A 24,362-nucleotide genomic window follows, 5' to 3' on the forward strand; every position below is an offset into this window, starting at 1 on the left:
CGCAACCTGGAGCGGGCATCCTGGTGGGCCACCCGCCCGTCCCGCCCAGGAGNGACCCGCACCGACGCCTTCGTCCGCCCCGCCGACCTGGCCGCCGCGCTGCAGCTGCTCGGCGAGCGGCCCGACGCGGTCGTCGTCGCCGGCTCCACCGACTGGGGCGTCGAGGTCAACCTGCGCGGGGTGCGCGCCCCGCTGGTGGTGGCCGTCGACCGGCTGGCCGAGCTGCGCGGGGTCTCGGTGACCGACGAGGTCGTCGAGATCGGCGCCGCGGTCACCCTCAGCGAGATCGCCGCCCGGCTGGACGGCGCCGTCCCGTTGCTGGACCTGCTGCTCCCCCAGTTCGCCTCGGTGCTCATCCGCAACGGCGCCACGCTGGGCGGCAACCTGGGCACCGGCTCCCCCATCGGCGACACCGCGCCGGGGCTGCTGGCCCTGGGCGCCTCGCTGGTGCTGGTCTCGTCCGACGGCGAGCGCGAGGTCGCCCTCGCCGACTACTTCACCGGCTACCGGCGCAGCGTGCGGACGGCGGGCGAGCTGATCCGCGCCGTCCGCATCCCGCAGCCGCAGCCCGGGCTGGTCGGGTTCACCAAGATCGCCAAGCGGCGGTTCGACGACATCTCCAGCGTCGCGGTCGCGTTCGGCCTCGACGTCGTGGACGGCGTCGTCGCCGCGGCGCGGATCGGGCTGGGCGGGGTCGCCGCGACGCCGATCCGGGCGCTGGCCACCGAGCAGGCCCTCGTCGGCCGCCCGTGGCCCGACGTCGCCGCGGCCGCCGACGTGCTCGGCGGCGAGGGGACCCCGCTGGACGACCACCGGGCCAGCGCCGCTTACCGCGCGGCCATGCTCCGCCAGTCGCTGCTGAAGTTCGCCGCAGAGAACGAGGTCCCGGCATGAGCGCGTTGTCCCAGCGACCCGCCGGTGCCGTCGTCGGCACCGCCGTCCCGCACGAGGCCGCCGCCCTGCACGTGACCGGGCTGGCGCTCTACACCGACGACCTGGTCGGCCGCACCAAGGACGTGCTGCACGCCTGGCCGGTCCAGGTCATGCACGCCCACGCCCGGGTCACCGCGCTGCGCACCGACCCGGCGCTCGCCGTCCCCGGGGTGGTGCGGGTGCTCACCGGCGCCGACGTCCCCGGGGTGAACGACGCCGGGGTCAAGCACGACGAGCCGCTGTTCCCCGACGAGGTCATGTTCTACGGCCACGCGGTGTGCTGGGTGCTCGGCGAGACGCTGGAGGCCGCCCGGCTGGGCGCCGAGGCCGTCGAGGTCGAGGTCGAGCCGCTGCCGGCGCTGGTCACCGTCCGCGAGGCGATCGAGGCGGAGGCGTTCCAGGGCGGGCAGCCCCGGCTCGAGCGCGGCGACGTCGAGCAGGCGCTGACCGCCTCGGCGCACGTGTTCTCCGGGGAGATCGAGTTCGCCGGCCAGGAGCACTTCTACCTGGAGACGCACTGCGCGCTGGCCCTGGTCGACGAGAACGGGCAGGTGTTCGTGCAGTCGAGCACCCAGCACCCCTCGGAGACCCAGGAGATCGTGGCCCACGTGCTGGGGCTGACCAGCAGCGAGGTCACCGTGCAGTGCCTGCGGATGGGCGGCGGCTTCGGCGGCAAGGAGATGCAGCCGCACGGGCTGGCCGCGATCGCCGCGCTCGGTGCCCGGCTGACCGGCCGCCCGGTCCGGCTGCGCCTCACCCGCAGCCAGGACATCACCATGACCGGCAAGCGGCACGGCTTCCACGCCCGCTGGCAGGTCGGCTTCGACGACGAGGGCCGGCTGACCGCGCTGGACGCCACGCTGACCTCGGACGGCGGCTGGAGCCTGGACCTGTCCGAGCCGGTGCTGGCCCGCGCGCTGTGCCACATCGACAACGCGTACTGGATCCCCGCCGTCCGGGTGAACGGCCGGATCGCCAGGACCAACAAGACGTCGCAGACCGCGTTCCGCGGCTTCGGCGGCCCGCAGGGGATGCTCGTGATCGAGGACATCCTGGGTCGCTGCGCGCCCACCCTGGGCATCGACCCGCACGAGCTGCGCCGCCGGAACTTCTACGCCGTCGGCCAGGAGACGCCCTACGGCCAGCCCGTCCGGCAGGCCGACCGCCTGCTGCGGACCTGGGACCAGGTGCTGGACACCGGCGACTTCGCGGCCCGCACCGCCGAGGTCGCGGCGTTCAACGCCGGGTCGCTCCACGTGAAACGAGCCCTGGCCATCACCCCGGTCAAGTTCGGCATCTCGTTCAACTTCACCGCGTTCAACCAGGGCGGCGCGCTGGTGCACGTCTACAAGGACGGCTCGGTGCTGATCACCCACGGCGGCACCGAGATGGGCCAGGGCCTGCACACCAAGATGCTGCAGGTAGCGGCCACCGCCCTCGGCGTCCCGCTGTCCCGCGTCCGGCTGGCCCCCACCCGGACCGACAAGGTGCCCAACACCTCGGCGACGGCGGCCAGCTCCGGGGCCGACCTCAACGGCGGCGCGGTGAAGAACGCCTGCGAGCAGATCCTCGCCCGGTTGTCCCAGGTCGCCGCCGAGCAGCTGCACGTGCCGGCCGCCGACGTCCGGTTCTCCGGCGGGGTGGTGCGCGGGCTGGCGCCCGGCGGCCCGACCGTGCCGTGGGAGGACGTCGTCCGGCTGGCCTACTTCTCCCGGGTGCAGCTGTGGGCGGCCGGCTACTACCGGACCGAGGGCCTGCACTGGGACTCCGCAGCCATGCGCGGCGAGCCGTTCAAGTACTTCGCGCACGGGGTGGCCGCCGCCGAGGTCGAGGTCGACGGGTTCACCGGGGCCTACCGGGTGCGCCGGGTGGACATCGTGCACGACGTCGGCGACTCGCTGTCCCCGCTGGTGGACATCGGCCAGGTCGAGGGCGGGTTCGTGCAGGGCGTGGGCTGGCTGACCCTGGAGGACCTGCGCTGGGAGGACCGCGAGGGCCCGAACCGCGGCCGGATCAGCACGCAGTCGGCCAGCACCTACAAGCTGCCCAGCTTCTCCGAGATGCCCGAGGACTTCCGGGTCTCGCTGCTGGAGTCCGCGCACGAGGAGGGCGCCGTCTTCGGCTCCAAGGCCGTCGGCGAGCCCCCGCTGATGCTGGCGTTCAGCGTCCGCGAGGCGCTGCGCCAGGCCGCGGCCGCGTTCGGCCCGGCCGGCACCGCCGTGGACCTGGCCTCCCCGGCCACCCCCGAGGCGGTGTTCTGGGCGGTCGAGGCGGCCCGGTCCGGCGAGGGCGCGCACCTGCGGGACGGCGGCGAGCAGCCACCGCAGCCGACCGGTCCGCCGATCCGGCCGACGTCCGAGCGCGTGCTGAGCGAGTCCTGATGCGGTGGGACCGCGCCGTGCAGGCGCTGCGCGACCGGCGGGAGCCGGGCGTGCTGGTGACCGTGGCGACCGTCCGCGGGCACTCGCCGCGCGAGGCCGGCGCCAAGATGGTGGTCACCGCCGACGCCCAGCACGGCACCGTCGGCGGCGGCAACCTGGAGGCGGTCGCGGTCGAGCGGGCGCGGGCGCTGCTGGCCGGGGGGGAATTCGCCACCCAGGTCGTCGAGGTCGCGCTGTCGGACAAGGCGCCCTACCAGCACGGCGTGCAGTGCTGCGGCGGCGAGGTCGGGCTGCTGCTGGAGCCGCTGCCCGTCGTCCCGGCGGTGGCGGTGTTCGGCATCGGGCACGTCGGGCTGGAGCTGGCCCGCATCCTGGCCCGCCACGACCTCGACCTGCACCTGGTCGACTCCCGGCCCGACCAGCTCACCCCCGAGCGGCTGGCCGTGCTGGACGACGCGCTGGCCGCGGTGCACGTGCACCAGGTCCCGGTGCTACCCGAGCTGGTGCTCGCCGAGCTGCCGGCCGGCACCCACGTGCTGGTGATGACGCACGACCACGCCGAGGACGCCGCGCTGTGCGACGCCGCGCTGCGCACCCCCGGCCTGGCCTCGATCGGGCTGATCGGCTCGGCCGGCAAGTGGGCCCGGTTCCGCCGCACGCTGCTGGCCGACGGCGCCCCGGACCCCGACCGGATCACCTGCCCGATCGGGCTGCCCGAGCTGGCCGGCAAGGAGCCGGCGGTCATCGCGGTCAGCGTCGCGGCCGCCCTGCTCGGGGCGTTCACCCGCGTGCCCTCGTGACCCTCTACCGCGGCTCGTTCCTGGACACCCCGGTCGCCGGGGAGCTGCGCACCGAGCTCGACGGCGGGCTGCTGGTCCGCGACGGGGTCGTCGTCGCCCGCGGGGTGGTGCACGCGCCCGCCGGCGAGGAGGTCGTCGACCTGACCGGTGGCCTGGTGCTGCCCGGGTTCGTCGACACCCACGTGCACTACCCGCAGGTCCGGGCGATCGGCGGGCTGGGCATGCCGCTGCTGGACTGGCTGGAGCGGTGCGCGCTGCCCGAGGAGTGCCGGCTGGCCGACGTCGGCTACGCCCGCACGGTGGCCGCCGAGTTCGTCGACGGCCTGGCCCGCGCCGGGACGACGTCCGCGCTGGTGTTCGGCTCGCACTTCGCCCCGGCGGTGGACGCGCTGTTCACCGAGGCCGACCGGGTCGGGCTGCGGGTGACGTCCGGGCTGGTGGTGAGCGACCGCCTGCTGCCCGAGGCGCTGCTGACCACGCCGGAGCGGGCCCTGGCGGAGGGGCGCGCGCTGGCGGAGCGGTGGCACGGCGTGCGGCGCTCGCGGTACGCGGTGACCCCGCGGTTCTCGCTGTCGTGCAGCCCGGAGCTGCTGGAGTCCTGCGCCGACCTGCTGGGCGAGGTGGACGGCGCGCTGGTCACCTCGCACGTCAACGAGAACCTGGCCGAGGTGGCCGCGGTCGCCGAGCTGTTCGGCGGGTCCTACGTGGACACCTATGACAAGCCCGGGCTGTTGGGACCGCGGTCGGTGCTCGCGCACGACGTGCACCCCACCGACGGCGAGCTCGACCTGCTGGGCCTGCGCGGGACGGCGGTGGCGCACTGCCCGACGTCCAACGCCGCGCTGGGCAGCGGGCTGTTCCCGCTGCGCCGGCACCGGGCGGCCGGGGTGCGGGTGGCGCTGGGCTCCGACGTGGGCGCCGGCACCGGGTTCTCCCTGCTCAAGGAGGGGTTGCAGGGCTACTTCGGCCAGCAGCTGCTGGGCGCGGCCGGGGAGCCGCTGACCCCGGCGGACCTGCTGCACCTGGCCACCGCCGCCGGCGCCGACGCCCTGGGGCTGGACGACGTCGGCGACCTGTCGGTGGGCAAGCGCTTCGACGCCGTCTGGCTGCGCCCGGATGCCGGGAGCACCCTGGACGTCGTCCTGAGGTCGGCGGCCGGGCCCGACGACGCCCTCGCCAAGGCCTTCGCCCTGGGCGGCCCGGCCGACATCGCCGGCGTCTGGGTCGACGGCGACCGCATCCGCGGGGTGTCCGCGAATCCCTGAGGGTGTCCGTCCATCACGACGGACGAGGACCCACAGGAATGCGCGGACACCCCGACCGGACCCGGCCGTGGACTTGGATCGACCCGCGACCCAGTCGGCGTGGCGATCCTGGACCAGCGAGGTCGCCGCGGGTTGCCAGAAGGGCATCCGGCGGTCATCGGGTCGCGTCGTGGCGCGACCCGATGACGGTGGGGTGACCCTCTGCGCAGGGTGGGTCAGTCGGCTTCGTCGATGAGGCGGTCGCGCTGCTCGGCGACGTCGTACTCGGCGGCCGGGAAGCGCGGGGCCAGGTCGCCCACGGCCTCCAGCAGCAGCCGGCCGACCGCCCAGTTGCGGTACCACTTGCGGTCGCCGGGGACGACGTACCAGGGGTTGGCCTCGGTGCTGGTGCGCTCGATGGCGATCTCGTAGGCGCGCTGGTAGTCCGTCCACAGCGCGCGCTCGTCGATGTCGCCGGGGTTGAACTTCCAGCGCTTGGTGGAGTCGTCCAGCCGGGCGAGCAGCCGCTGCTTCTGCTCCCACCGGGAGATGTGCAGCATGCACTTCACGATCGTCACGCCGGCCTCGGCCAGCTGGTCCTCGAACCGGGCGATCTCCTTGTACCGGCGCTCGATCACCGCCGGGCTGGCCAGCTCGCGGACCCGGCCGATCAGTACGTCCTCGTAGTGCGAGCGGTCGAAGACGCCGAGCAGCCCGGGTGCGGGCACCGCCCGGCGGACCCGCCAGAGGAACCCGTGCCGCAGCTCCTCGGCCGACGGCTTCTTGAAGCTGGTGATCAGCACGCCCTGCGGGTTGACCGCCCCGGCGACGTGCTTGATCACCCCGCCCTTGCCGCTGGTGTCCATGCCCTGCAGCACCAGCAGCACGCGCCGGTCGCCGCCGGAGACGCCCTCGGCGTAGAGCCGCTCCTGCAGCAGCGAGAGCTCCGCGCCGTCGGCGGCCATCTGGTCGCGGGTGGCGTCCTTGTCCCCGGGGGCGTGCGGCGTGCCGCGCGGGTCGAGGTCGGCCAGCGACACCGGGCCGGACGGCGCGCGGAGCACCTCGCGCAGGGAGGTCGTCGTCTTGGCCATGATCAGCACCCTAGTTCCGGTCGCGTGCCGCGGCCCGGGCGCCGTCAGCCGACCAGCAGCTCCGGCAGGTCCTCGCGGTGCAGCACGACCAGGCTGCTGACGGCCCGGGTGAGCGCCACGTAGAGCCGGTGCAGCCCACGGGGCTCGGCGGCCACGATCGCCGCGGGCTCCACCACCACGACGGCGTCGAACTCCAGGCCCTTCACCAGCGTCGCCGGGACGACGACCACCCGCGCGGGCTCGCTGCCGTCGTCGACCAGCGCCTCGACCTGCAGCCCCTCCGCCCGCAGCGCGGTGACCAGCTCGTCGACCCCGGCGTCCGCGCAGACGATCCCGACCGACCCCTGCGCGACCTGCGCGACCACCTCGGCCACCGGGCCGGCCAGCGAGGACACTGACCGCAGCTGCAGCGACCCCGGCTCCGAGCGGACGGCGGTGGCCGGCGCCAGCCCGGGCACGAGCGTCGGCAGCAGCCGGTTGGCGAACTCGAGCACCTCGGCCGGCACCCGGTAGCCCCGGGTCAGCGGCCGGACGACGGTGTCCGGGCGGCCCAGCGCGGCCAGCGTCTGCGTCCAGTCGGCCACCGACCAGGGGCTGGTCGCCTGCGCCAGGTCGCCGAGCACGGTCAGCGACCCCGCGGCCAGCCGGCGGGCCACCGCGCGGCACTGCATCGGCGAGAGGTCCTGCGCCTCGTCGACCACCACGTGCCCGTAGCCCGGCGTCCGCTCCAGCAGGCCGGCCACCTCGTCGACCAGCACGGCGTCGGCCGCCGTCCAGCGGGTGGACCGCACCGACCGGGCGGGTGCGCGCCGCAGCAGCTCCTGCTCCTCGTCGGTCAGCACGCCCCGGGCGGCGCGGGTGGGGTCGGCGAGCACCGCGGCGACCAGCCCCGCGGCGTCCACGGCCGGCCAGTGCTCGTCGCAGAACGCGCGCACCTCGGCCGACCGGGCGCAGCGGCGGGTCTCGGCGTCGGTCGGGCTGCCGCCGGCCTCCTCCTTCTGCCGGCGGGCGTCCTCGGCCAGCGACAGGCCCAGCCGCTCGCGGCCGGCGCCGTAGGAGATGTCGGCCCGGCGCAGGTCGTCGACGTAGCGCCGCAGCCGCTCGACGGGGATGCGGTAGCGCCGGCCGGACAGCGGCACCTGCACCGAGTCCTGCGGCTTGGCCACCCCGCGCCAGACCGCCCGGTGCAGCACCTCGGCCAGCCGGGCGTCGCCCTTGAGCACGGCCACGTCGTCCGGGTCCTGCGCGCGCACGGGCACCCGGCCGGTCAGGTCGGCGACGGTGGCCTGGTCGACCTCCACCTCGCCGAGGGCGGGCAGCACCTGCTCGATGTAGCGCAGGAACGCCCGGTTGGGGCCGACGACGAGCACGCCGGTGCGGGCCAGCTGCTCGCCGTGCGTGTACAGCAGGTAGGCCGCGCGGTGCAGGCCGACGGCGGTCTTGCCGGTGCCCGGTGCCCCCTGCACGCAGATCGACTCCGCCAGCGGGGCGCGCACGATGTCGTCCTGGTCGGGCTGGATGGTGGCCACGATGTCGCGCATCGGGCCCGACCGCGGCCGCTCGATCTCCTCCCGCAGCAGCTGCGACTCGCCGTCGTCCCCGGTCAGGGACTCGTCCTCGTAGGAGGTCAACCGGCCGTCGGCGAAGCCGAACCGGCGGCGCCGGGTCAACCCCTGCGGGTCGGCCGCGCTGGCCTGGTAGAACGGCCGGCTCATCGGCGCCCGCCAGTCGATGACCACCGGGTCGCCGGCGGCGTCGCGGACGTGCCGGCGGCCGACGTGGAAGGCCTCGTCCGGGGTGTCGGTGCGGCCGAAGAACGGCGGCGCCCCGCGGGCGGCGGCCAGGCTGCGCAGCCGCTCCGCCCGGGCGGCACCCAACCGCTCGGACGCCCAGGCGTCCACCCCGGCGTCGGCGGTGGCCGCGGTGGCGGTGTGCATCTGCTGCAGACAGGCGGCAGCCAGGTCGAGGTGCGCGCGCTCGGCGGTCAGGACGGCGTCTTCGGGCACGGTCGGAGGACGCTACGCCCGACCGGCCGGTGAGCTCAACGGGTTCCGGTGGCGGCCCGGGATCCCTAGGGTCGGGCCGTGCCGCTGACCTTCGCCGGGACCGTCGACCGGACCGCCCTGCACCGCGCCGCGCTCGCCCTCGCCCCGCTCGTCGGCGCGCCCGAGGTCGCCGCCGCCTGGGACCGCGAGTCCGCGCTGCCCGGGATGACGGTGGGCGGGGTGGCCCGGCACCTGGTCGGCCAGTTCGAGGCCGCCGTGGAGTTCCTGGGCATCCTCCCGCCCCCGTCGCACGCCCCGGTGGTGACCCTCGTGGAGCTGTACCGCCGCACCGACTGGTTCACCGCCCCGGTCGACGCCCCGGAGAACACCTCGATCCGCGACGACTTCGACGCCATGGCCGCCGGCGGGCAGGCGGACTCCGTCGCCGTGCTCGCGCGCAGCACGGCCTGGCTCCCCGACGCGGTGGCCGCAGCCGGGCCGACGACCTACGTGCCCTGGCAGGACTGCTCGGTGTCCACCGACGACTTCCTGGTGGTGCGGGCGATGGAGGTCCTGGTGCACGCCGACGACCTCGCCGCCAGCGTGCAGCTCCCGCTGCCGGACCTGGACGACGAGCTGACCCACCCCGCGCTGGCGCTGCTGGCGGTGCTGTCCGCCCGGCAGCACGGCACGCCGACCGCGCTGCGGGCACTGGCCCGGGCCGAGCGGGCCACCGGCCCGGCGGCGGCGTTCGGGCCGGTCGCGGGCTAGTCCGGGCTGCGCTGGAACAACCGGGCCAGCACGATGTCGGTCCGGGTGCCGGTCACCCCGCGCAGCGCACGCACCCGCTGGATCGTGGCGTCCAGGTGCCCGATGTCGCGGGCCAGGACGTGCAGCACCGCGTCGGCCACCCCGGACACCGTCCAGGCGCTGACCACCTCGGCGATGTCGGAGAAGTCGGCGCGCAGCCGCGCCGGGGACACCACGCCGGAGTACTGCACCTCCACGTAGGCCTCCGTCGACCAGCCCAGCGCACCCGGGTCGACGATCGCGGCGAACCCGCTGATCGCCCCGGACCCGACCAGCCGGTCCACCCGGCGCTTGGCGGCCGGTGCGGACAGCCCCACCGCCTCCCCGACCTCGGCGAACGTCGCCCGCCCGTCCCGGCGCAGGTGGTTCACGATGCCCCGGTCGATGTCGTCGAAGGTCTCCACCGGCGAATCGTTGCACCAGGTGCCTCGCACAAGCAACGGATCGCTGCCGACACGCAATCCGCGGGCATCGCCTGCGCGCACCGCAGGCCGGACCATGGACATCACCCGAGCCGAGGAGCACCTGCGTGTCCGCGCCCACCGCCCTGCCCGCCCCGTCCGCCGTCCGCACGGCGCGCACGCGGCACTACGTCGTCTGCCCGCCGACGTACTTCGACGTCGTCTACGCGATCAACGCCTGGATGGACCCGAGCACCCCGGTGGACACCGACCGCGCGCTGCAGCAGTGGGCCGACCTGGTGGAGCTGTACCGCTCGCTGGGCCACCGGGTGGACGTGCTGCCCGCCGTCCCCGGCCTGCCGGACATGGTGTTCGCCGCCAACGGCGCCCTCGTCGTGGACGGCGTGGCCTACGGCTCCCGGTTCGCCCACCCGCAGCGCGCCGCCGAGGCCGCGCACCACCGCGACCTGCTCGCCGAGCTGGGCATCCCGGTGCACGTCGCCGAGCAGGTCTCCGAGGGCGAGGGCGACCTCGTCGTCGTCGGGGACGTCGTGCTGGCCGGCACCGGCTTCCGGACGACGCGCGCCGCGCACGCCGAGCTGGCCGCCCTGATCGGCCGCCCGGTCGTGACCCTGGAGCTGGTGGACCCGCGGTTCTACCACCTGGACACCTGCCTGATGGCCCTGGACGACACCACGGTGGCCTGGTTCCCCGGCGCTTTCTCGGCGGCCGGCCAGGACGTCGTCCGCACGCTGTTCCCCGACGCCGTGGAGGCCGACCTGGCCGACGCGCTGGTGCTCGGCCTCAACGGGGTCAGCGACGGCCGGCACGTCGTGCTGCCCGTGGCGGCGACCGGGCTGGCCGCCCAGCTCGCCGCGCGGGGCTACGAGCCGGTCGGGGTGGACCTGTCCGAGCTGGCCAAGGGCGGGGGCGGCGTCAAGTGCTGCACCGCCGAGATGCGTGTCCGCACCGATGTGGAGGAGCTGTCGTGACGACGTTCGTGGGGGTGGCCGACACGGCCGCCGTGCTGGGTGCGACCGGGGTGGAGCGGGCCATCGGCCAGGTCGCCGAGCGGGTGCACGCCGACTTCCTGCGCTGGGAGCAGTTCGACAAGACCCCGCGGGTGGCCAGCCACTCCCCCGTCGGCGTCATCGAGCTGATGCCGGCCGCCGACCGGGAGACCTACGCCTTCAAGTACGTCAACGGGCACCCGACCAACCCCGAGCGCGGCTTCCAGACCGTGACCGCGTTCGGCGCGCTGGCCGACGTGGACACCGGCTACCCGCTGCTGCTGGCCGAGATGACGCTGCTGACCGCGATCCGGACGGCGGCCACCTCGGCCGTCGCCGCCCGCGCGCTGGCCCGACCCGATGCCACCCGCCTCGCGCTGGTCGGTGCCGGCAGCCAGGCCGAGTTCCAGGCGCTGGGCATGCGCTGGGCACTGGGCATCACCGAGCTGAGCGTCTACGACCCCGACCCGGCGGCCACCGCCAAGCTGGTCGCCAACCTGGAGCCGCTGGGCTTCACCGTGCACGTGGCCGGCAGCTCCCGCGAGGCGGTGACCGGCGCGGACGTCGTCACCACCTGCACCGCGGACAAGAGCCGGGCCACCGTGCTGGACGCCGACGCGGTCGCCCCCGGCACGCACCTCAACGCCATCGGCGGCGACTGCCCCGGCAAGACCGAGCTGCCCCGCCCCCTCGTCGAGGCCGCCACCGTGTTCGTGGAGTACCCGCCGCAGACCCGGGTGGAGGGCGAGATCCAGGTGCTGCCGGCCGACTCCCCGGTCACCGAGCTGTGGCAGGTGCTGGCCGGTACCCGCCCCGGCCGGACGTCGGCCGAGCAGGTCACGCTGTTCGACTCCGTCGGCTTCGCCGTCGAGGACTTCAGCGTGCTGTGCTGGCTGCGCGACGCCGTCCGGGGCACCCCGTGGGGCCAGGAGCTCGACCTGGTCGCCGACCCGGCCGACCCCAAGGACCTCTTCGCCCTGCTGCAGCGGACCCCTCAGCGCGTGTAGGGGAAGAACCCGCGGCCGGTCTTGCGACCCAGCAGTCCGGCGTCGACCATCCGCAGCAGCAGCGGCGGCGGGGCGTACAGAGGCTCCTTGAACTCGGCGTACATCGACTGGGCCACCGCGGCGGTGGTGTCCAGGCCGATGAGGTCGGCGAGCGCGAGGGGCCCCTGCGGGTGGGCGCAGCCCTGCACCATGCCGGCGTCGATGTCCTCGGCGGAGGCGAACCCGGACTCCATCATCCGGATCGCGGACAGCACGTAGGGGATCAGCAGGGCGTTGACGATGAACCCGGCCCGGTCCTTGGACCGGATCGTGGTCTTGCCCAGCTGGTCCTCGGCGAACGTGGTCACGGTCGCCAGGGTCTCGTCGCTGGTCAGCAGGCTGGCCACGATCTCCACCAGCGGCAGCACCGGTGCCGGGTTGAAGAAGTGCACGCCGACGACCTTGTCCGGCCGCTTGGTGACGCTGGCCATCTTCACCAGCGGGATGGAGGACGTGTTCGAGGCCAGCAGCGCGTCCGGCGGCAGGATGTCGTCCAGCTTCCGGAACAGGTCCAGCTTCAGCGACTCGACCTCCGGCGCGGCCTCGATGACCAGCTCGGACTGCGCGGTGGCCTCCAGCTCGGTGGCGACGTCGACCCGGGCGAACGCGGCGTCCGCGTCCTCCTGGCTGAGCCGGCCCGAGGTCGCGGCGCGCTGCAGCGACTTCTCCAGCCGGGCGCGGAAGCGCTCGACGCCGGCCGGGTCGGCCTCGACCACGACGACGTCGCACCCCGCCCGGGCGCTGACCTCGGCGATGCCGGCCCCCATCGTCCCGCCACCGATGACCGCGATCCGCTGCACTGTGCCTCCTGCTCGACGTGTGCCGCCCACGGTGCCACGCCCCGCGAACCTGCGTGCACCGGACCTGGTGGCGTCGTAGGGTGCTGAACGGCCGTCCACGGTGGACGGCGACGTGCGTGCGGGCGGGTCCCGCGGGGAGCGAGGTGGCCGCGATGGCCTGCACGACCTCGAGCCGGACCCGCGTCCGGCGCCGCTGACCGCACCACCGACGACTCCCGCGGGAGCCGGTGCGGCAGCGTGCCCGGGGCGGGCTCAGCGACCACCCCCCCCTCCTCCCGCACCGGAGTCAGCTGTGCACCCCCTCACCGAGAAGCAGATCCGCGCGTCCTTCGTCAACGCCTCCCGCCGCGAGGCGGCCACGGCCACGCTGCCCGACCTGGACGCCGTCCCGTGGGCCGACCTGGACCTGCTGGGCTGGTCGGACCGCAAGGCCCCCCTGCTCGCCTACGTCGTCCTCGAGCTGGACGGCGTCCCCACCGGCGTCCGGTTCCGCACCCCGACCGCCGAGCGCGGCCGGACCCGCCGCGGCGCGATGTGCACCTGGTGCCAGGACGTCCGCACCACCGAGGCCGTGCTCGTCGCGGCCCGCCGGGGCGGGGCGTCGGGCAAGGCCGGCAACACCGTCGGCACGCTGGTCTGCGAGCAGTTCGACTGCTCCGCGCACGTCCGGTGGACACCCCCGCGCCGCGACCCCGACCCGGCGACGGTGGCCGCCGACCTGATCGGCGTGGCCGAGCGGGTCGCCGGGCTGCGGGAGCGGTCGGCGGCGTTCGTCCGCCTGGTGGCCGCCACCGCCTGAGGCGTTGCGTGGACGTCCAAGCATCCGGCGCGTAGGTTGCTTGGACGTCCACGTATCCAGCGCCGGAGGACCCCCTCGTGACCGATCTGCACGTGCCCCAGAACCCCGTCCGGTTCGTCACCGCCGCGAGCCTGTTCGACGGGCACGACGCCGCGATCAACGTCATGCGCCGGCTGCTGCAGAGCCAGGGCGCCGAGGTCGTCCACCTCGGCCACGACCGCAGCGTGGCCACCGTCGTCCGGGCGGCGCTGGAGGAGGACGCGCAGGGCATCGCGCTGAGCTCCTACCAGGGCGGGCACGTGGAGTACTTCAGCTACCTGCGCGAGGAGCTGGAGCGGCAGGGCGCGGGCCACGTGCAGGTCTTCGGCGGGGGCGGCGGCGTGATCGTGCCCGAGGAGATCGCCCTGCTGCGCTCGCGCGGCGTGCGGATCTTCGCCCCGGAGGACGGCCAGAAGCTGGGCCTGCCCGGGATGATCAACACCCTGATCGAGGCCTGCGACGTCGACCTGGCCGCCGAGGGCCCCGACGTCGAGGCGCTGCTCACCGGCGACCCGGCTGCCCTCGCCCGGGCGATCACCGTGCTGGAGGCCGGCCGCTCCCCGGAGCTCGCGCAGCGGCTGGCCACCGAGGCCGCGCAGCGGCACGTCCCGGTGCTGGGCATCACCGGCACCGGCGGGTCGGGCAAGTCCTCGCTCACCGACGAGCTGCTCCGCCGGCTCCGGCTGGACCAGGAGGACAAGCTGCGGATCGCCGTCCTCGCCGTCGACCCCTCCCGCCGGCGCGGCGGCGGCGCGCTGCTGGGTGACCGGATCCGGATGAACGCGCTGGAGACCGGCGACCGGGGCTCGACGTTCTTCCGCTCGCTGGCCACCCGGACCGCCGGGGCACAGGTGCCCGAGCACCTGGACCACGTGATCGACGCGGTGAAGGCGGCCGGCTACGACCTGGTCGTCGTGGAGACCCCGGGCATCGGCCAGGGCGACGCGGCGATCCTGCCCTACAGCGACGTCAGCCTGTACGTGATGACGCCGGAGTTCGGCGCCGCCTCGCAGCTGGAGAAGATCGACATGCTCGACTTCGCCGACGTCGTGGCGATCAACAAGTTCGAGCGCCGCGGCGCCGAGGACGCCCGCCGCGACGTCGCCCGGCAGATGGTCCGCAACCGGGAGGCCTTCGGCCAGAGCTGGGAGACCATGCCGGTCTTCGGCACCAGCGCCGCCCGGTTCAACGACGACGGCGTCACCGCGCTGTTCCAGGAGCTGAAGACGCTGCTGGGCGGCAAGGGCCTGCCGCTGGGCTCCGGCGTGCTGCCGCAGGTCGACGTCCGGGCGTCGTCCGGGCTGACCAGCGTCGTCCCGACCGCGCGGGCGCGGTACCTGGCCGACGTCGCGGACACCGTGCGCGGCTACCACCGGACGACGGCCGAGCAGGCCGCCCTCGCCCGGGACCGGCAGCACCTCGGCACCGCCGCCGCGCTGCTGGACGGCGACGCCGCGGACGCCGCCCGGGCGAAGGCAGAGTCGATCGACCTGCTGCCGGCGGTCGGTCACCTGCTCGAGGAGTGGCCGCAGCTGGTCGAGGACTACTCCGGCGAGGAGTACACCTACACCGTCCGCGGCAAGGAGATCGCCGTCCCGCTGACCCGGGAGACGCTGTCGGGCAACCACGTGCGCCGGGTCTCGCTGCCGCGCACCGAGGACCACGGCCAGCTCGTCGGCTGGCTGCGCTCGGAGAACGTGCCCGGCCGCTTCCCGTACACCGCGGGCACCTTCCCGTTCAAGCGGCAGGGCGAGGCCCCGGCCCGCATGTTCGCCGGCGAGGGCGACGCGTTCCGGACCAACCGGCGCTTCCAGCTGCTGAGCGAGGGACAGCCGGCGACCCGGCTGTCGACCGCGTTCGACTCGGTGACCCTCTACGGCCGCGACCCCGACCCGCGCCCGGACGTCTACGGCAAGGTCGGCACCTCCGGTGTCTCGATCGCCACCGTCGACGACATGAAGGTCCTGTACGGCGGCTTCGACCTCTGCTCGCCGACCACGTCGGTGTCGATGACGATCAACGGCCCGGCGCCGGCGATCCTGGCGATGTTCCTCAACACCGCGATCGACCAGCGGCTGGCCGAGCACCCCGACGAGGACCCCGACGACGTGCGCGCCTGGGTGCTGGCCAACGTCCGCGGCACGGTGCAGGCCGACATCCTCAAGGAGGACCAGGGCCAGAACACCTGCATCTTCTCCACGGAGTTCGCGCTGCGCTGCATGGCCGACATCCAGGAGTGGTTCATCGACCACCAGGTGCGGAACTTCTACTCGGTCTCGATCTCCGGCTACCACATCGCCGAGGCCGGGGCGAACCCCATCAGCCAGCTCGCGTTCACGCTGTCCAACGGGTTCACCTACGTCGAGGCCTACCTGGCCCGCGGCATGTCGATCGACGACTTCGCGCCCAACCTGAGCTTCTTCTTCTCCAACGGGATGGACGCCGAGTACACCGTCATCGGCCGGGTGGCCCGCCGGATCTGGGCCGTCGCGATGAAGGAGCGGTACGGCGCGAACGCCCGGGCCCAGCAGCTGAAGTACCACGTTCAGACGTCGGGCCGGTCCCTGCACGCGCAGGAGATGGACTTCAACGACATCCGGACGTCGCTGCAGGCGCTGTGCGCGATCTACGACAACGCCAACTCGCTGCACACCAACGCCTACGACGAGGCCGTCACCACGCCCTCGGCGCACTCGGTCCGCCGGGCGCTGGCCATCCAGATGATCATCGACCAGGAGTGGGGCCTGGCGATGAACGAGAACCCGCTGCAGGGCTCGTTCGTCGTCGACGAGCTCACCGACCTGGTCGAGGAGGCCGTGCTGGCCGAGTTCGACCGGATCGCCGAGCGCGGCGGCGTGCTGGGCGCCATGGAGACCGGCTACCAGCGCGGCAAGATCCAGGACGAGTCGATGCTCTACGAGCACCGCAAGCACGACGGCTCGCTGCCCATCGTCGGGGTGAACACCTTCCTGGACCCGCACGCCGGGGAGGAGGCGCCGGCCACCGTCGAGCTCGCCCGCGGCACGGAGTCGGAGAAGCAGTCCCAGCTGGACCGCCTGGCCGACTTCCACGCCCGGCACGCCGCCGAGGCCCCGGCCGCCCTCGCCGCGCTGCAGGAGGCCGCCCTGCACGGCGGCAACGTCTTCGAGGCGCTGATGACCGCGGTCCGCAGCTGCTCGCTCGGCCAGATCAGCGACGCGTTCTTCGAGGTCGGCGGCCAGTACCGGCGCAATGTCTGATCCGATCGAGGAGGCGGGCCGGCAGTGGCGGGAGCGGGGGTGGGGCGACGCCGCGGACGGGATGCTCGCGGTCACCTCGATCATGCGGGCGCAGGCGATCGTCCTGGCCCGGGTGGACGCCGTCCTGCGCCCGCTCGGGCTGACCTTCGCCCGCTACGAGCTGCTGCAGCTGCTGTCGTTCACCCGTGAGGGGTCGCTGCCGATGACCAGGGCCGGTGCGCTGCTGCAGGTGCACCCGGCGTCGGTCACCAACGCGGTGCAGCGGCTGGAGGTGGCCGAGCTGGTCACCCGGCGTCCCTCGCCGTCCGACGGTCGGGTGGTGGTCGTCTCGATCACCGACGAGGGACGGCGGGTGGCGGCCAAGGCCACCGACTCCCTCAACAGCGAGGTGTTCACCCGCCCCGGCCTGCCCGCGGACCGGGTGCGCGACCTGGTCGACGTCCTCCGCGAGCTCCGCGCCGACGCCGGCGACCTGGGGTGATCGACGACCTCGGCACCCCGGTGCCGCTCCCCCGGCCGCCGCGGCGGGTCGTCTCGCTGGTGCCGTCGCTGACCGAGGCGCTGGCAGTCACCGTGCCCGAGCGGCTGGTCGGGGCCACCGACTGGTGCACCCACCCCGCCGGGCTCGACATCGCCCGGGTACGCGGCACCAAGAACCCCGACCGGGCGGCGATCGCGGCCCTGACCCCGGACCTGGTGGTGGCCAACCAGGAGGAGAACCGGCAGCTCGACGTGGAGCGGTTGCGGGCGGCCGGCATCCCGGTGTGGGTGACCCGGATCGAGACCCTGGAGCAGGCACTCACCTCGATGGGCCGGCTGTTCGACGAGGTGCTCGACGTCGGGACGCCGGACTGGCTGGCCGCCGCCACGCAGGCCTGGGCCGAGCCGGCGCCCCCGGGACCCCGGGTCGCCGTCCCGGTCTGGCGGGACCCGTGGATGTGGGTCGGTGCGCGCACCTTCACCGGTGACCTGCTGGCCCGGCTGGGGTGCACCAACGCGGTCACCGCCGAGCGCTACCCGAAGCTCGAGCCGGCCGACGTCGACGCCGACCTCGTCCTGCTGCCCGACGAGCCCTACGTCTTCACCGCCGGCGACGGGCCCGAGGCCTTCCCCGGCACCCCGACCGCGCTGGTCAGCGGGCGTCAGCTCACCTGGTACGGACCGTCCCTGGCCACCGCCCGCACGGAGCTGCTCGCCGCCGTCGCCCCGTGGACCTCCCCACGGACCGGCCGACCGGGCTACAGTCAGCTCTGACCGTTCGAGCGCCGGCAGCGGAGCCGGTGCCCCGTGAGAGGAGTCGCCCGATGCGCGACGCAGTCATCGTCGAAGCCGTGCGCACGCCCGTGGGCAAGCGCAACGGCGGCCTGTCCGGCGTCCACCCGGCCGACCTGTCGGCCCACGTGCTGGCCTCCCTCGCCGCGCGTTCCGGCCTCGACCCCGTGCTGGTCGACGACGTCGTCTGGGGCTGCGTCTCGCAGTCGGGCGAGCAGACCTTCGACATCGCCCGCACCGCCGTGCTCGCCGCGGGCTGGCCGGAGTCGGTGCCCGGCACCACGGTCGACCGGCAGTGCGGGTCCTCCCAGCAGGCCGTGCACTTCGCCGCCGCCGGGCTGGTCGCCGGCCACTACGACGTCGTCGTGGCCGGCGGCATCGAGTCGATGTCCCGGGTGCCGATGGGCTCCTCGCGCGGCGACCAGGACCCGATGGGCCCGCAGTTCATGGCCCGCTACGGCGGCGTCAGCCCCAACCAGGGCATCGGCGCGGAGATGATCGCCTCCCGCTGGGGGCTGTCCCGCACCCAGCTCGACGAGTTCGCCCTCCGCTCCCACGAGCGGGCCGCAACCGCGCAGGACGAGGGCCGCTTCGACGCCCAGATCGCGCCGGGGGACGCCCCCGAGGGCAAGGTCTCCCGGGACGAGGGCATCCGCCGCGGCGGCAGCGTCGAGGCGCTGGCCGGGCTGAAGACCCCGTTCCAGGCCGACGGCGTGGTCTCCGCCGGCAACGCCAGCCAGATCTCCGACGGCTCGGCCGCGCTGCTCATGATGACCAGCGAGAAGGCCGCCGAGCTGGGCATGACCCCGATCGTGCGGGTGCACAGCGTGGCGCTGGCCGCCGACGACCCGGTCATCATGCTCACCGCGCCGATCCCGGCGACCAAGAAGGTGCTGCAGCGCTCGGGCCTGCGCCTGGACGAGATCGGCGTCTTCGAGGTCAACGAGGCCTTCGCCTCGGTGCCGCTGGCCTGGCTGGCCGACATCGGAGCCGACGAGAAGGTGCTCAACCCGGTCGGCGGCGCGATCGCCCTGGGTCACCCGCTCGGCGCCTCGGGCGCCCGGATCATGACCACGATGGTCCACCACATGCGCGACAACGGGATCCGCTACGGCCTGCAGACGATGTGCGAGGGCGGCGGCCAGGCCAACGCCACCATCCTCGAGCTGCTCTGACCCTCGGCGGGACCTAGGGCGTGTCTCCAAAGACTCTGGTCCAGATGGTGATGGCTCGTAGGACGGCGCCGCCGCGGTAAACGATGGCGAGCTTGTCGTAGCGGGTGGCCAGGGCGCGCCACTGCTTGACGGTGTTGAAGTTGCGCTNCAACTAGGGCGTGTCTCCAAAGACTCTGGTCCAGATGGTGATGGCTCGTAGGACGGCGCCGCCGCGGTAAACGATGGCGAGCTTGTCGTAGCGGGTGGCCAGGGCGCGCCACTGCTTGACGGTGTTGAAGTTGCGCTCGACGACGTTGCGATCGCGGTAGAGCACCGGGTCGAAGGCCGGTGGTCGCCCACCGGCTGAGCCTCGGCGTTTGCGGTTGCGGATCTGGTCGCTGGGCTCGGGGATGACGGTCTGGATGCCGCGGGCACGCAGCGCATGGCGGTGCGCCCGGGCGGAGTAGGCCTTGTCGGCCAGCACCGCCGTCGGGCGGGTGCGGGGCCGCCCGCGTCCCGGGCGGGCCACCTTCAGCCGGGCCATCAGCTGGGGGAAGACCGGGGAGTCGTTGGCCTGCCCGGCGCCGACGAGGACGACCAGCGGGCGGCCGTCATGGTCGACCAGCGCGTGGATCTTGGAGGACAACCCGCCGCGGGAGCGACCGATCGCGTGATCAGCCGGCTCGTCGTACAAGCCCTGGAACTGGGCGTCTACCGCGCGCAGGCCGCCGGCGAGCAGCTGATTCTTGTCATTCGGCTGAGCCCCCCGCGCTCCCAATAGACCCCGCGGCGACCTCCGCAGCAGGCCCAGCAGCGGAATTGGGGCGCTCCCCGCGGGGCAAGTTGGTGGCGTGCTGATGGGCCCGGTTGATCGTGGAATCCACGCTGACCACCCAGTCGACCGCACCGACGGCATCGGCCTTCGCGACCAACGCCTGATGCACCCGATCCCACGTGCCATCACCGGAGAACCGGCGGTGCCGCTTCCACACCGTCTGCCACGGACCGAACTCCTCGGGCAGATCACGCCAAGCAATCCCGCACCGGTAGCGGTAGATCACGCCCTCCACGACCTGCCGATGATCCCGCATCGGCCGACCCCGACCCGAACGCTGCGGGGGCAACAACGGCTCCACCAACGCCCACTGCTCATCGCTCAGCAGCTGTTTCCTCGACACCACACCAGCCTCGTCCATCCCTCATCAAGACCTTTGAAGACACGCCCTAGTCCCCAGGGCCGTGCGGGTCCACCACGTGGACCCGCACGGCCCGGAACGACCCCGGGGTGGACAGCAGCACGGCCTTGGTCGGCTCGCCCACCTCCACCGGCTCCAGCCGGCGCAGCGCGGCCAGGCCGGTCAGCCGCCGGTCGGCCAGCACCTCGTCCACGAGACCGCGGTCGCCCCCGGTGGCCAGCCCGACGCAGGTCGCGACGTGCGGCCCGAGCACCCGGACGGCGGTCTCCACCGCGTGGTCGACGACCGCGTCGGTCTGGTTGCCGCGCCGGCGGGCGAAGCGCTGCTGGGACCACCCGCCGGCCGCCGTCCGGCCCTGCACGAGCCGGGCGTCGACCTTGGAGACCACCAGGTCGCCGCCCTCGAAGACACCCACCGCCCACCGGCCGCGGCGGACCAGCAGCACGGCCACCCGGTGCCGCGACCGCGCGGCGGCGCCGAGCCGGGCCAGCGGCGTCGGGCCGGGGCCGTCCCAGCCCAGCGGCGGGTCCAGCCGGAGGACGGCGTCGTCCACGCAGGTCACCGTCACGCCGTCGGCATCGGCGACCACGTCGGCGAACGCACCGTGCCGGCCGGCCGCGTTGTCCAGCCACCGCTCCAGCCGCTCCGGCGGCACCAGCACGAGCCGGCCACCCCCGGCGGCAGGTCGGGATCGGGTCACCGGGCCCACCCTGCCAGGTGGGTCAGGCGGTCGTGGCGGCCACCGCGTCGACCCGGGCCCGCCACCAGGCCTCGAACGCGTCGGCCGGCATCGCCGGCGCGTAGAGCCAGCCCTGCGCGTGCGGGACGCCGATCTCGGCGACCAGCTCGCGCTGCGCCGGGGTCTCGATGCCCTCGGCGGTCACCTCGGCCCCGACCGCGGCGGCCAGCCCGACCACGCCGCACAGCAGGGCCCGGGCGTCGGGCGCCGTGGTGGCCACCGTCCGGTGCCGACCGGGCAGCAGGGACCGGTCGAGCTTGAGCACCCCGAAGGGCAGCCGGCCCAGCAGCCCGACCCCGGCGTGCCCGGCGCCGAAGTCGTCGAGGGCCAAGGTCACGTCGGCGTCGGCGAGGGCCTGCACGGCGGCCAGCCGTGGCGCGGTGAGGTCCAGCTCGTCGTGCTCGACCACCTCGAGCATCAGCCGGTCGGCCGCGGTGCCCGACAGCGCGCAGGCCTGCTCGACGGTGCCGACCAGCCCCGGCGCGTGCAGGCTGGACCGGCCCAGGTTGACCCCCACCCGGTGCACCCGGAGCCCGGTGGCGTCCCAGGCGGCCAGCTGGCGGAGCGCGGTGAGCAGCACGTGGGTGTCCAGGCAGGCACCGAGGCCCACGGACTCGGCGACCCCGACGAACGAGTCCGGGGGCACCAGGCCGAACCGGGGGTGGCACCAGCGGACCAGCGCCTCGGCGCCCAGCGGCGCCCCGTCGGCGACGGCGACCACCGGTTGGTAGTGCACCTCCAGCGAGCCGTGCCCGGATCCGCCGTCCAGCACGGCGCGCAGGCTGCGCGCGAGCGGCGTCCCCGTTGTCGTCACCCACGCATTGTCGGACGAATCCGTCCGGAACTGCAGCCCAGCAACCAGGTTTCCCCCGCAGGGGGTGACGCACGGTACGCACACCCCTCCGTCAGGTGCGCGTACTGCACGGCCTGTCACGCCGTGGCGGCGCCGTGCCCCCGCACGTGCGGCAGCCCCGCGGCCACCCAGGCGTGGAACCCGCCGACGACGTCGGTGGCCGTGGCCAGCCCGATGGAGCGCAGCGCGTCCGCGGCCAGGCTGGAGGTGTACCCCTCCGAGCACAGCACCAGGACGTCGACGTCGTAGCCGGTCGCCTCGGGCAGCCGGGCGTCGGAGTGCGGGTCGAACCGCCACTCCAGCACGTTGCGCTCGACGACCAGGGCGCCGGCGACCCAGCCCTCCCGGTGCCGCTGCGCCGCGGGCCGGATGTCGACCAGCAGCCCGCCGGCGGCCATCCGGGCGGCGGCCTGCAGCGGGTCCACCCGCTCGATCCGGGAACGCGCGGCGGCCAGCAGGTCGTCCACCGACACCGCGCCGGCCGGGCGGACCGGGGCCGGACGGCGGGCGACGACCGGGTCGGCGGCGGCAGCGGCGTCGGCCGCGGGACGGGGCAGGACCGCGGTCACCAGTCCACCCCCGCGCGCTCGGTGCCGATGCGGACCAGGCCGGTCTCGTCGACCTTGTAGGTGTTCATCAGGCTCAGCCGGGGTGCGTAGACGTGCACGCTCACCGCCGGCTCGTGCAGCGTGTTGACCACCTGGTGCACGTAGTGCGGGCCGAAGAAGCGGACCCGGCCGGCGGCCAGGTCGGCCGTGCTCTGGTGCGGGGTGCGGCCCGTGCCGCGGGACACCACGCGCTCGGTCAGCGTGCCGCGGGCGACCGCGAAGGCGCCGGCGGAGCTGCCGTGGTCGTGCAGCGGGGTGCCCTGGCCCGGCAGCCAGGACAGCAGCCAGATCTGGGCGCTGTGCAGCTCGGCGTGCAGCGACGGGTCGAGGGCGGCGGCGACGTCGGCCGGGTCCAGCAGCGAGGTCCAGCGGGACTCCTCGCGGTACTCGACCCGGTCGGCCCAGAGGTCCGTCCGGACGGCGAGGGCGACGGCGAGCGCGGCGGCACCGGCCGGGGCGGTGGCCGCGGCGGTGGTGGAGGCAGGGGTAGGCGAAGGGGGCAGCACGGTGGTCACGAGATGTCCTCGGATGGCAGGGCGCGGCCGAGCTCGACGGTCGGCGCGCGGGGTGACGGTGGTCGGGGCCTGAGGCGGGTCAGCAGCCCGGACAGAGCGCGCTGGCGACACGCAGCAGGTCCACGGCGGACCTCCGGTGCAGCTCGAGCGAGTACGTCACGCCCTGGAGGCAACCACACGGCGCCGTCCGTGGCAACCAACCACACCGATCTGGTGCACTTTTCGCGTGCCCCGCAGGGTCAGCGGGCGAGGGCGGGCGTGCCGGCGTGCTCGGCGGGGACGACGAGCAGCCGCTGGAACGCCGCGACCACCACCCCAGCCATCGCCGCGGCGACCGTGGCCACCAGGAACGCCCGGTTCGCACCGGCCTCGTCGACCACCTGGCCGGCCACCGACGCACCCAGCGCGACCCCGATGGCCAGCGCGGTGCCGATCCAGGTGAACGCCTCGGTGACCGCCACCCGCGGCACCAGCACCTCGGCGAGGGTGAACGCGCTGATCAGCGACGGCGAGACGGCCACCCCAGCCAGGACGACGAACGGGATCATCACCCACAGGTCGTCGACCAGCAGCAACGGCAGGCTGAGCACCACGAACACCGGCAGGACGACGAGCAGCCGCAGCCGGACCGGGGCGCGGAAGTGCACGGTGCCCCACCCGATGCCCGAGACCATCGAGCCGATGGCCAGCGCGGCGATCAGCAGGCCCGAGTACGACTTGGCGCCGACCTCGTCGGCGAAGGCGACCAGCGCGATCTCCAGGGTGCCGAGGATGGTGCCCACGGCCAGCCCGACGACGAACAGCACCCGCAGCCCCGCCGTCCGCATGGCCGAGGGCCCCTGCCGGCTGGCGTGGCCGTGCGCGGGCGGTTCGGTGCGGGCCTGCGCGGCGAAGGCCAGGCTGCCCACCACGGCCAGGCCGAAGGCGGTGACGACGCCCGAGGTGGTGTGGCCCGTCGTCGACAGGAAGGTGACCAGCACCGGGCCGACGATGAAGACGAACTCGTCGACCACCGACTCCATCGCCAGGGCGGTCGGCAGCCGGGGCGTCCCGCGCAGCAGGTGGGTCCAGCGCACCCGGATCATTGAGCCCACCGGCGGGATGCACGCCCCGGCCAGCGCGCCGGTGGCGAACACGATCCACAGCGGCCAGCCCTCCCGGACGGAGAACAGGAACCCGAACCCGGCGAGGACGAAGACGACCAGCAGGGGCAGCAGCACCCGGCGCTGGCCCAGGGTGTCGGCCAGCCGGCCGAGGACCGGACCGCTGATCGCGGCTGGCTCTTATACACATCCGATGGTTCTTATACACATCCGACGCTAGAACTCTTGTGGGGGCGGGTCACTTAAAAAAAAACAACAACCTCTACTACAGTCCATCGGCCCCATACAACCCACTCCATCTAGCAATCAAACCCTCCAGCAGACGCCTGATACCACTTCACTCG

21 protein-coding genes and 1 pseudogene are annotated in these 24,362 nt (G+C 74.3%); 12 read left to right on the forward strand and 10 right to left on the reverse strand.

The window, feature by feature from the left end; all coding sequences use genetic code 11:
• The first annotated feature begins 6 nt into the window (after positions 1 to 6).
• From LFA75_RS08990 to LFA75_RS09005, 4 genes are read left to right on the forward strand one after another with little or no spacing between them, the layout of a single operon-like run.
• Entirely contained in the window at positions 7 to 894 is an 888-nt protein-coding gene (locus tag LFA75_RS08990; protein ID WP_225236033.1) for an FAD binding domain-containing protein, read from the forward strand.
• Positions 891 to 3,314, forward strand: a complete 2,424-nt coding sequence (xdhB, locus tag LFA75_RS08995; RefSeq protein ID WP_225233302.1) for a xanthine dehydrogenase molybdopterin binding subunit — start codon at positions 891 to 893, stop codon at positions 3,312 to 3,314. The genes LFA75_RS08990 and xdhB overlap by 4 nt, the downstream gene beginning before the upstream one ends.
• Positions 3,314 to 4,114: a xanthine dehydrogenase accessory protein XdhC gene (gene xdhC / locus LFA75_RS09000; protein ID WP_225233303.1), complete on the forward strand. Its 801-nt coding sequence runs from the start codon at positions 3,314 to 3,316 to the stop codon at positions 4,112 to 4,114. The genes xdhB and xdhC overlap by 1 nt, the downstream gene beginning before the upstream one ends.
• Positions 4,111 to 5,379: a guanine deaminase gene (locus tag LFA75_RS09005; protein ID WP_225233304.1), complete on the forward strand. Its 1,269-nt coding sequence runs from the start codon at positions 4,111 to 4,113 to the stop codon at positions 5,377 to 5,379. The genes xdhC and LFA75_RS09005 overlap by 4 nt, the downstream gene beginning before the upstream one ends.
• 215 nt (positions 5,380 to 5,594) lie before the next feature.
• Here LFA75_RS09005 and LFA75_RS09010 read toward each other — a convergent pair whose 3' ends face one another.
• Both LFA75_RS09010 and LFA75_RS09015 read right to left on the reverse strand, forming a co-directional pair.
• Positions 5,595 to 6,449 (reverse strand): PPK2 family polyphosphate kinase, encoded by an 855-nt coding sequence (locus tag LFA75_RS09010; protein WP_225233305.1) that lies wholly within the window; start codon positions 6,447 to 6,449, stop codon positions 5,595 to 5,597.
• A 44-nt stretch (positions 6,450 to 6,493) separates the two neighbouring features.
• Positions 6,494 to 8,455, reverse strand: a complete 1,962-nt coding sequence (locus tag LFA75_RS09015) for a HelD family protein (RefSeq protein ID WP_225233306.1) — start codon at positions 8,453 to 8,455, stop codon at positions 6,494 to 6,496.
• A gap of 78 nt (positions 8,456 to 8,533) precedes the next feature.
• On the opposite strand from LFA75_RS09015, the gene LFA75_RS09020 reads away from it, so the two are divergent.
• Positions 8,534 to 9,205: a maleylpyruvate isomerase N-terminal domain-containing protein gene (locus tag LFA75_RS09020; RefSeq protein ID WP_263639367.1), complete on the forward strand. Its 672-nt coding sequence runs from the start codon at positions 8,534 to 8,536 to the stop codon at positions 9,203 to 9,205.
• Here LFA75_RS09020 and LFA75_RS09025 read toward each other — a convergent pair.
• Positions 9,202 to 9,648, reverse strand: a complete 447-nt coding sequence (locus LFA75_RS09025; protein ID WP_225233307.1) for an Lrp/AsnC family transcriptional regulator — start codon at positions 9,646 to 9,648, stop codon at positions 9,202 to 9,204. The two genes, LFA75_RS09020 and LFA75_RS09025, sit on opposite strands and share 4 nt — an antisense overlap.
• Before the next feature lie 125 nt (positions 9,649 to 9,773).
• Between LFA75_RS09025 and ddaH the strand changes: the two genes are divergently transcribed.
• Positions 9,774 to 10,637 carry a dimethylargininase gene (gene ddaH / locus LFA75_RS09030; protein ID WP_225233308.1) on the forward strand — a complete coding sequence of 288 codons (864 nt, stop codon included), beginning with the start codon at positions 9,774 to 9,776 and terminating at the stop codon, positions 10,635 to 10,637.
• A complete protein-coding gene (locus LFA75_RS09035; protein ID WP_225233309.1) occupies positions 10,634 to 11,662 on the forward strand; it encodes an ornithine cyclodeaminase in 1,029 nt (342 codons plus the stop codon). Before ddaH ends, LFA75_RS09035 begins: the two co-directional genes overlap by 4 nt.
• On the opposite strand, the gene LFA75_RS09040 is transcribed toward LFA75_RS09035, so the two are convergent.
• Positions 11,650 to 12,501 carry a 3-hydroxybutyryl-CoA dehydrogenase gene (locus tag LFA75_RS09040; protein WP_263639368.1) on the reverse strand — a complete coding sequence of 284 codons (852 nt, stop codon included), beginning with the start codon at positions 12,499 to 12,501 and terminating at the stop codon, positions 11,650 to 11,652. The genes LFA75_RS09035 and LFA75_RS09040 overlap by 13 nt on opposite strands.
• 292 nt (positions 12,502 to 12,793) lie before the next feature.
• On the opposite strand from LFA75_RS09040, the gene LFA75_RS09045 reads away from it, so the two are divergent.
• The 5 genes from LFA75_RS09045 to LFA75_RS09065 all read left to right on the forward strand — a co-directional run bounded on the left by LFA75_RS09045 (position 12,794) and on the right by LFA75_RS09065 (position 19,025).
• Positions 12,794 to 13,300: an FBP domain-containing protein gene (locus tag LFA75_RS09045; protein ID WP_225233311.1), complete on the forward strand. Its 507-nt coding sequence runs from the start codon at positions 12,794 to 12,796 to the stop codon at positions 13,298 to 13,300.
• A gap of 77 nt (positions 13,301 to 13,377) precedes the next feature.
• Positions 13,378 to 16,578, forward strand: a complete 3,201-nt coding sequence (gene icmF / locus LFA75_RS09050) for a fused isobutyryl-CoA mutase/GTPase IcmF (protein ID WP_225233312.1) — start codon at positions 13,378 to 13,380, stop codon at positions 16,576 to 16,578.
• Positions 16,571 to 17,059: a MarR family winged helix-turn-helix transcriptional regulator gene (locus tag LFA75_RS09055; RefSeq protein ID WP_225233313.1), complete on the forward strand. Its 489-nt coding sequence runs from the start codon at positions 16,571 to 16,573 to the stop codon at positions 17,057 to 17,059. Before icmF ends, LFA75_RS09055 begins: the two co-directional genes overlap by 8 nt.
• A complete protein-coding gene (locus LFA75_RS09060) occupies positions 17,056 to 17,832 on the forward strand; it encodes a helical backbone metal receptor (protein ID WP_225233314.1) in 777 nt (258 codons plus the stop codon). Before LFA75_RS09055 ends, LFA75_RS09060 begins: the two co-directional genes overlap by 4 nt.
• 50 nt (positions 17,833 to 17,882) lie before the next feature.
• Positions 17,883 to 19,025 (forward strand): thiolase family protein, encoded by a 1,143-nt coding sequence (locus tag LFA75_RS09065; protein WP_225233315.1) that lies wholly within the window; start codon positions 17,883 to 17,885, stop codon positions 19,023 to 19,025.
• A 151-nt stretch (positions 19,026 to 19,176) separates the two neighbouring features.
• Here LFA75_RS09065 and LFA75_RS24075 read toward each other — a convergent pair.
• From LFA75_RS24075 to LFA75_RS09100, 6 genes and pseudogenes are all read right to left on the reverse strand, one after another.
• Positions 19,177 to 20,200, reverse strand: a pseudogene (locus LFA75_RS24075) (IS5 family transposase).
• 28 nt (positions 20,201 to 20,228) lie between these two features.
• Positions 20,229 to 20,900, reverse strand: a complete 672-nt coding sequence (locus LFA75_RS09080; protein ID WP_225233318.1) for an acVLRF1 family peptidyl-tRNA hydrolase — start codon at positions 20,898 to 20,900, stop codon at positions 20,229 to 20,231.
• Between the two features lie 22 nt (positions 20,901 to 20,922).
• On the reverse strand, positions 20,923 to 21,753 hold the full coding sequence (locus LFA75_RS09085) for an EAL domain-containing protein (RefSeq protein ID WP_225233319.1): 831 nt from the start codon (positions 21,751 to 21,753) through the stop codon (positions 20,923 to 20,925).
• Between the two features lie 116 nt (positions 21,754 to 21,869).
• Positions 21,870 to 22,361 (reverse strand): rhodanese-like domain-containing protein, encoded by a 492-nt coding sequence (locus LFA75_RS09090; RefSeq protein WP_225233320.1) that lies wholly within the window; start codon positions 22,359 to 22,361, stop codon positions 21,870 to 21,872.
• A complete protein-coding gene (locus tag LFA75_RS09095; RefSeq protein WP_225233321.1) occupies positions 22,358 to 22,915 on the reverse strand; it encodes a cysteine dioxygenase in 558 nt (185 codons plus the stop codon). Before LFA75_RS09095 ends, LFA75_RS09090 begins: the two co-directional genes overlap by 4 nt.
• Positions 22,916 to 23,154: 239 nt before the next feature.
• Positions 23,155 to 24,186 carry an MFS transporter gene (locus LFA75_RS09100; RefSeq protein ID WP_225236034.1) on the reverse strand — a complete coding sequence of 344 codons (1,032 nt, stop codon included), beginning with the start codon at positions 24,184 to 24,186 and terminating at the stop codon, positions 23,155 to 23,157.
• Positions 24,187 to 24,362 lie beyond the last annotated feature (176 nt).

This window comes from Klenkia terrae, assembly GCF_900491935.1.
Lineage (GTDB): Bacteria > Actinomycetota > Actinomycetes > Mycobacteriales > Geodermatophilaceae > Klenkia > Klenkia terrae.

What these genes read in the sequence shown, in the direction of transcription:
- xdhB (WP_225233302.1), top strand. Translation starts at nt 891, where the DNA reads ATGAGCGCGTTGTCCCAGCGACCCGCCGGTGCCGTCGTCGGCACCGCC.
- xdhC (WP_225233303.1), top strand. Translation starts at nt 3,314, where the DNA reads ATGCGGTGGGACCGCGCCGTGCAGGCGCTGCGCGACCGGCGGGAGCCG.
- LFA75_RS09010 (WP_225233305.1), bottom strand. Translation starts at nt 6,449, where the DNA reads ATGGCCAAGACGACGACCTCCCTGCGCGAGGTGCTCCGCGCGCCGTCC.
- LFA75_RS09055 (WP_225233313.1), top strand. Translation starts at nt 16,571, where the DNA reads ATGTCTGATCCGATCGAGGAGGCGGGCCGGCAGTGGCGGGAGCGGGGG.
- LFA75_RS09065 (WP_225233315.1), top strand. Translation starts at nt 17,883, where the DNA reads ATGCGCGACGCAGTCATCGTCGAAGCCGTGCGCACGCCCGTGGGCAAG.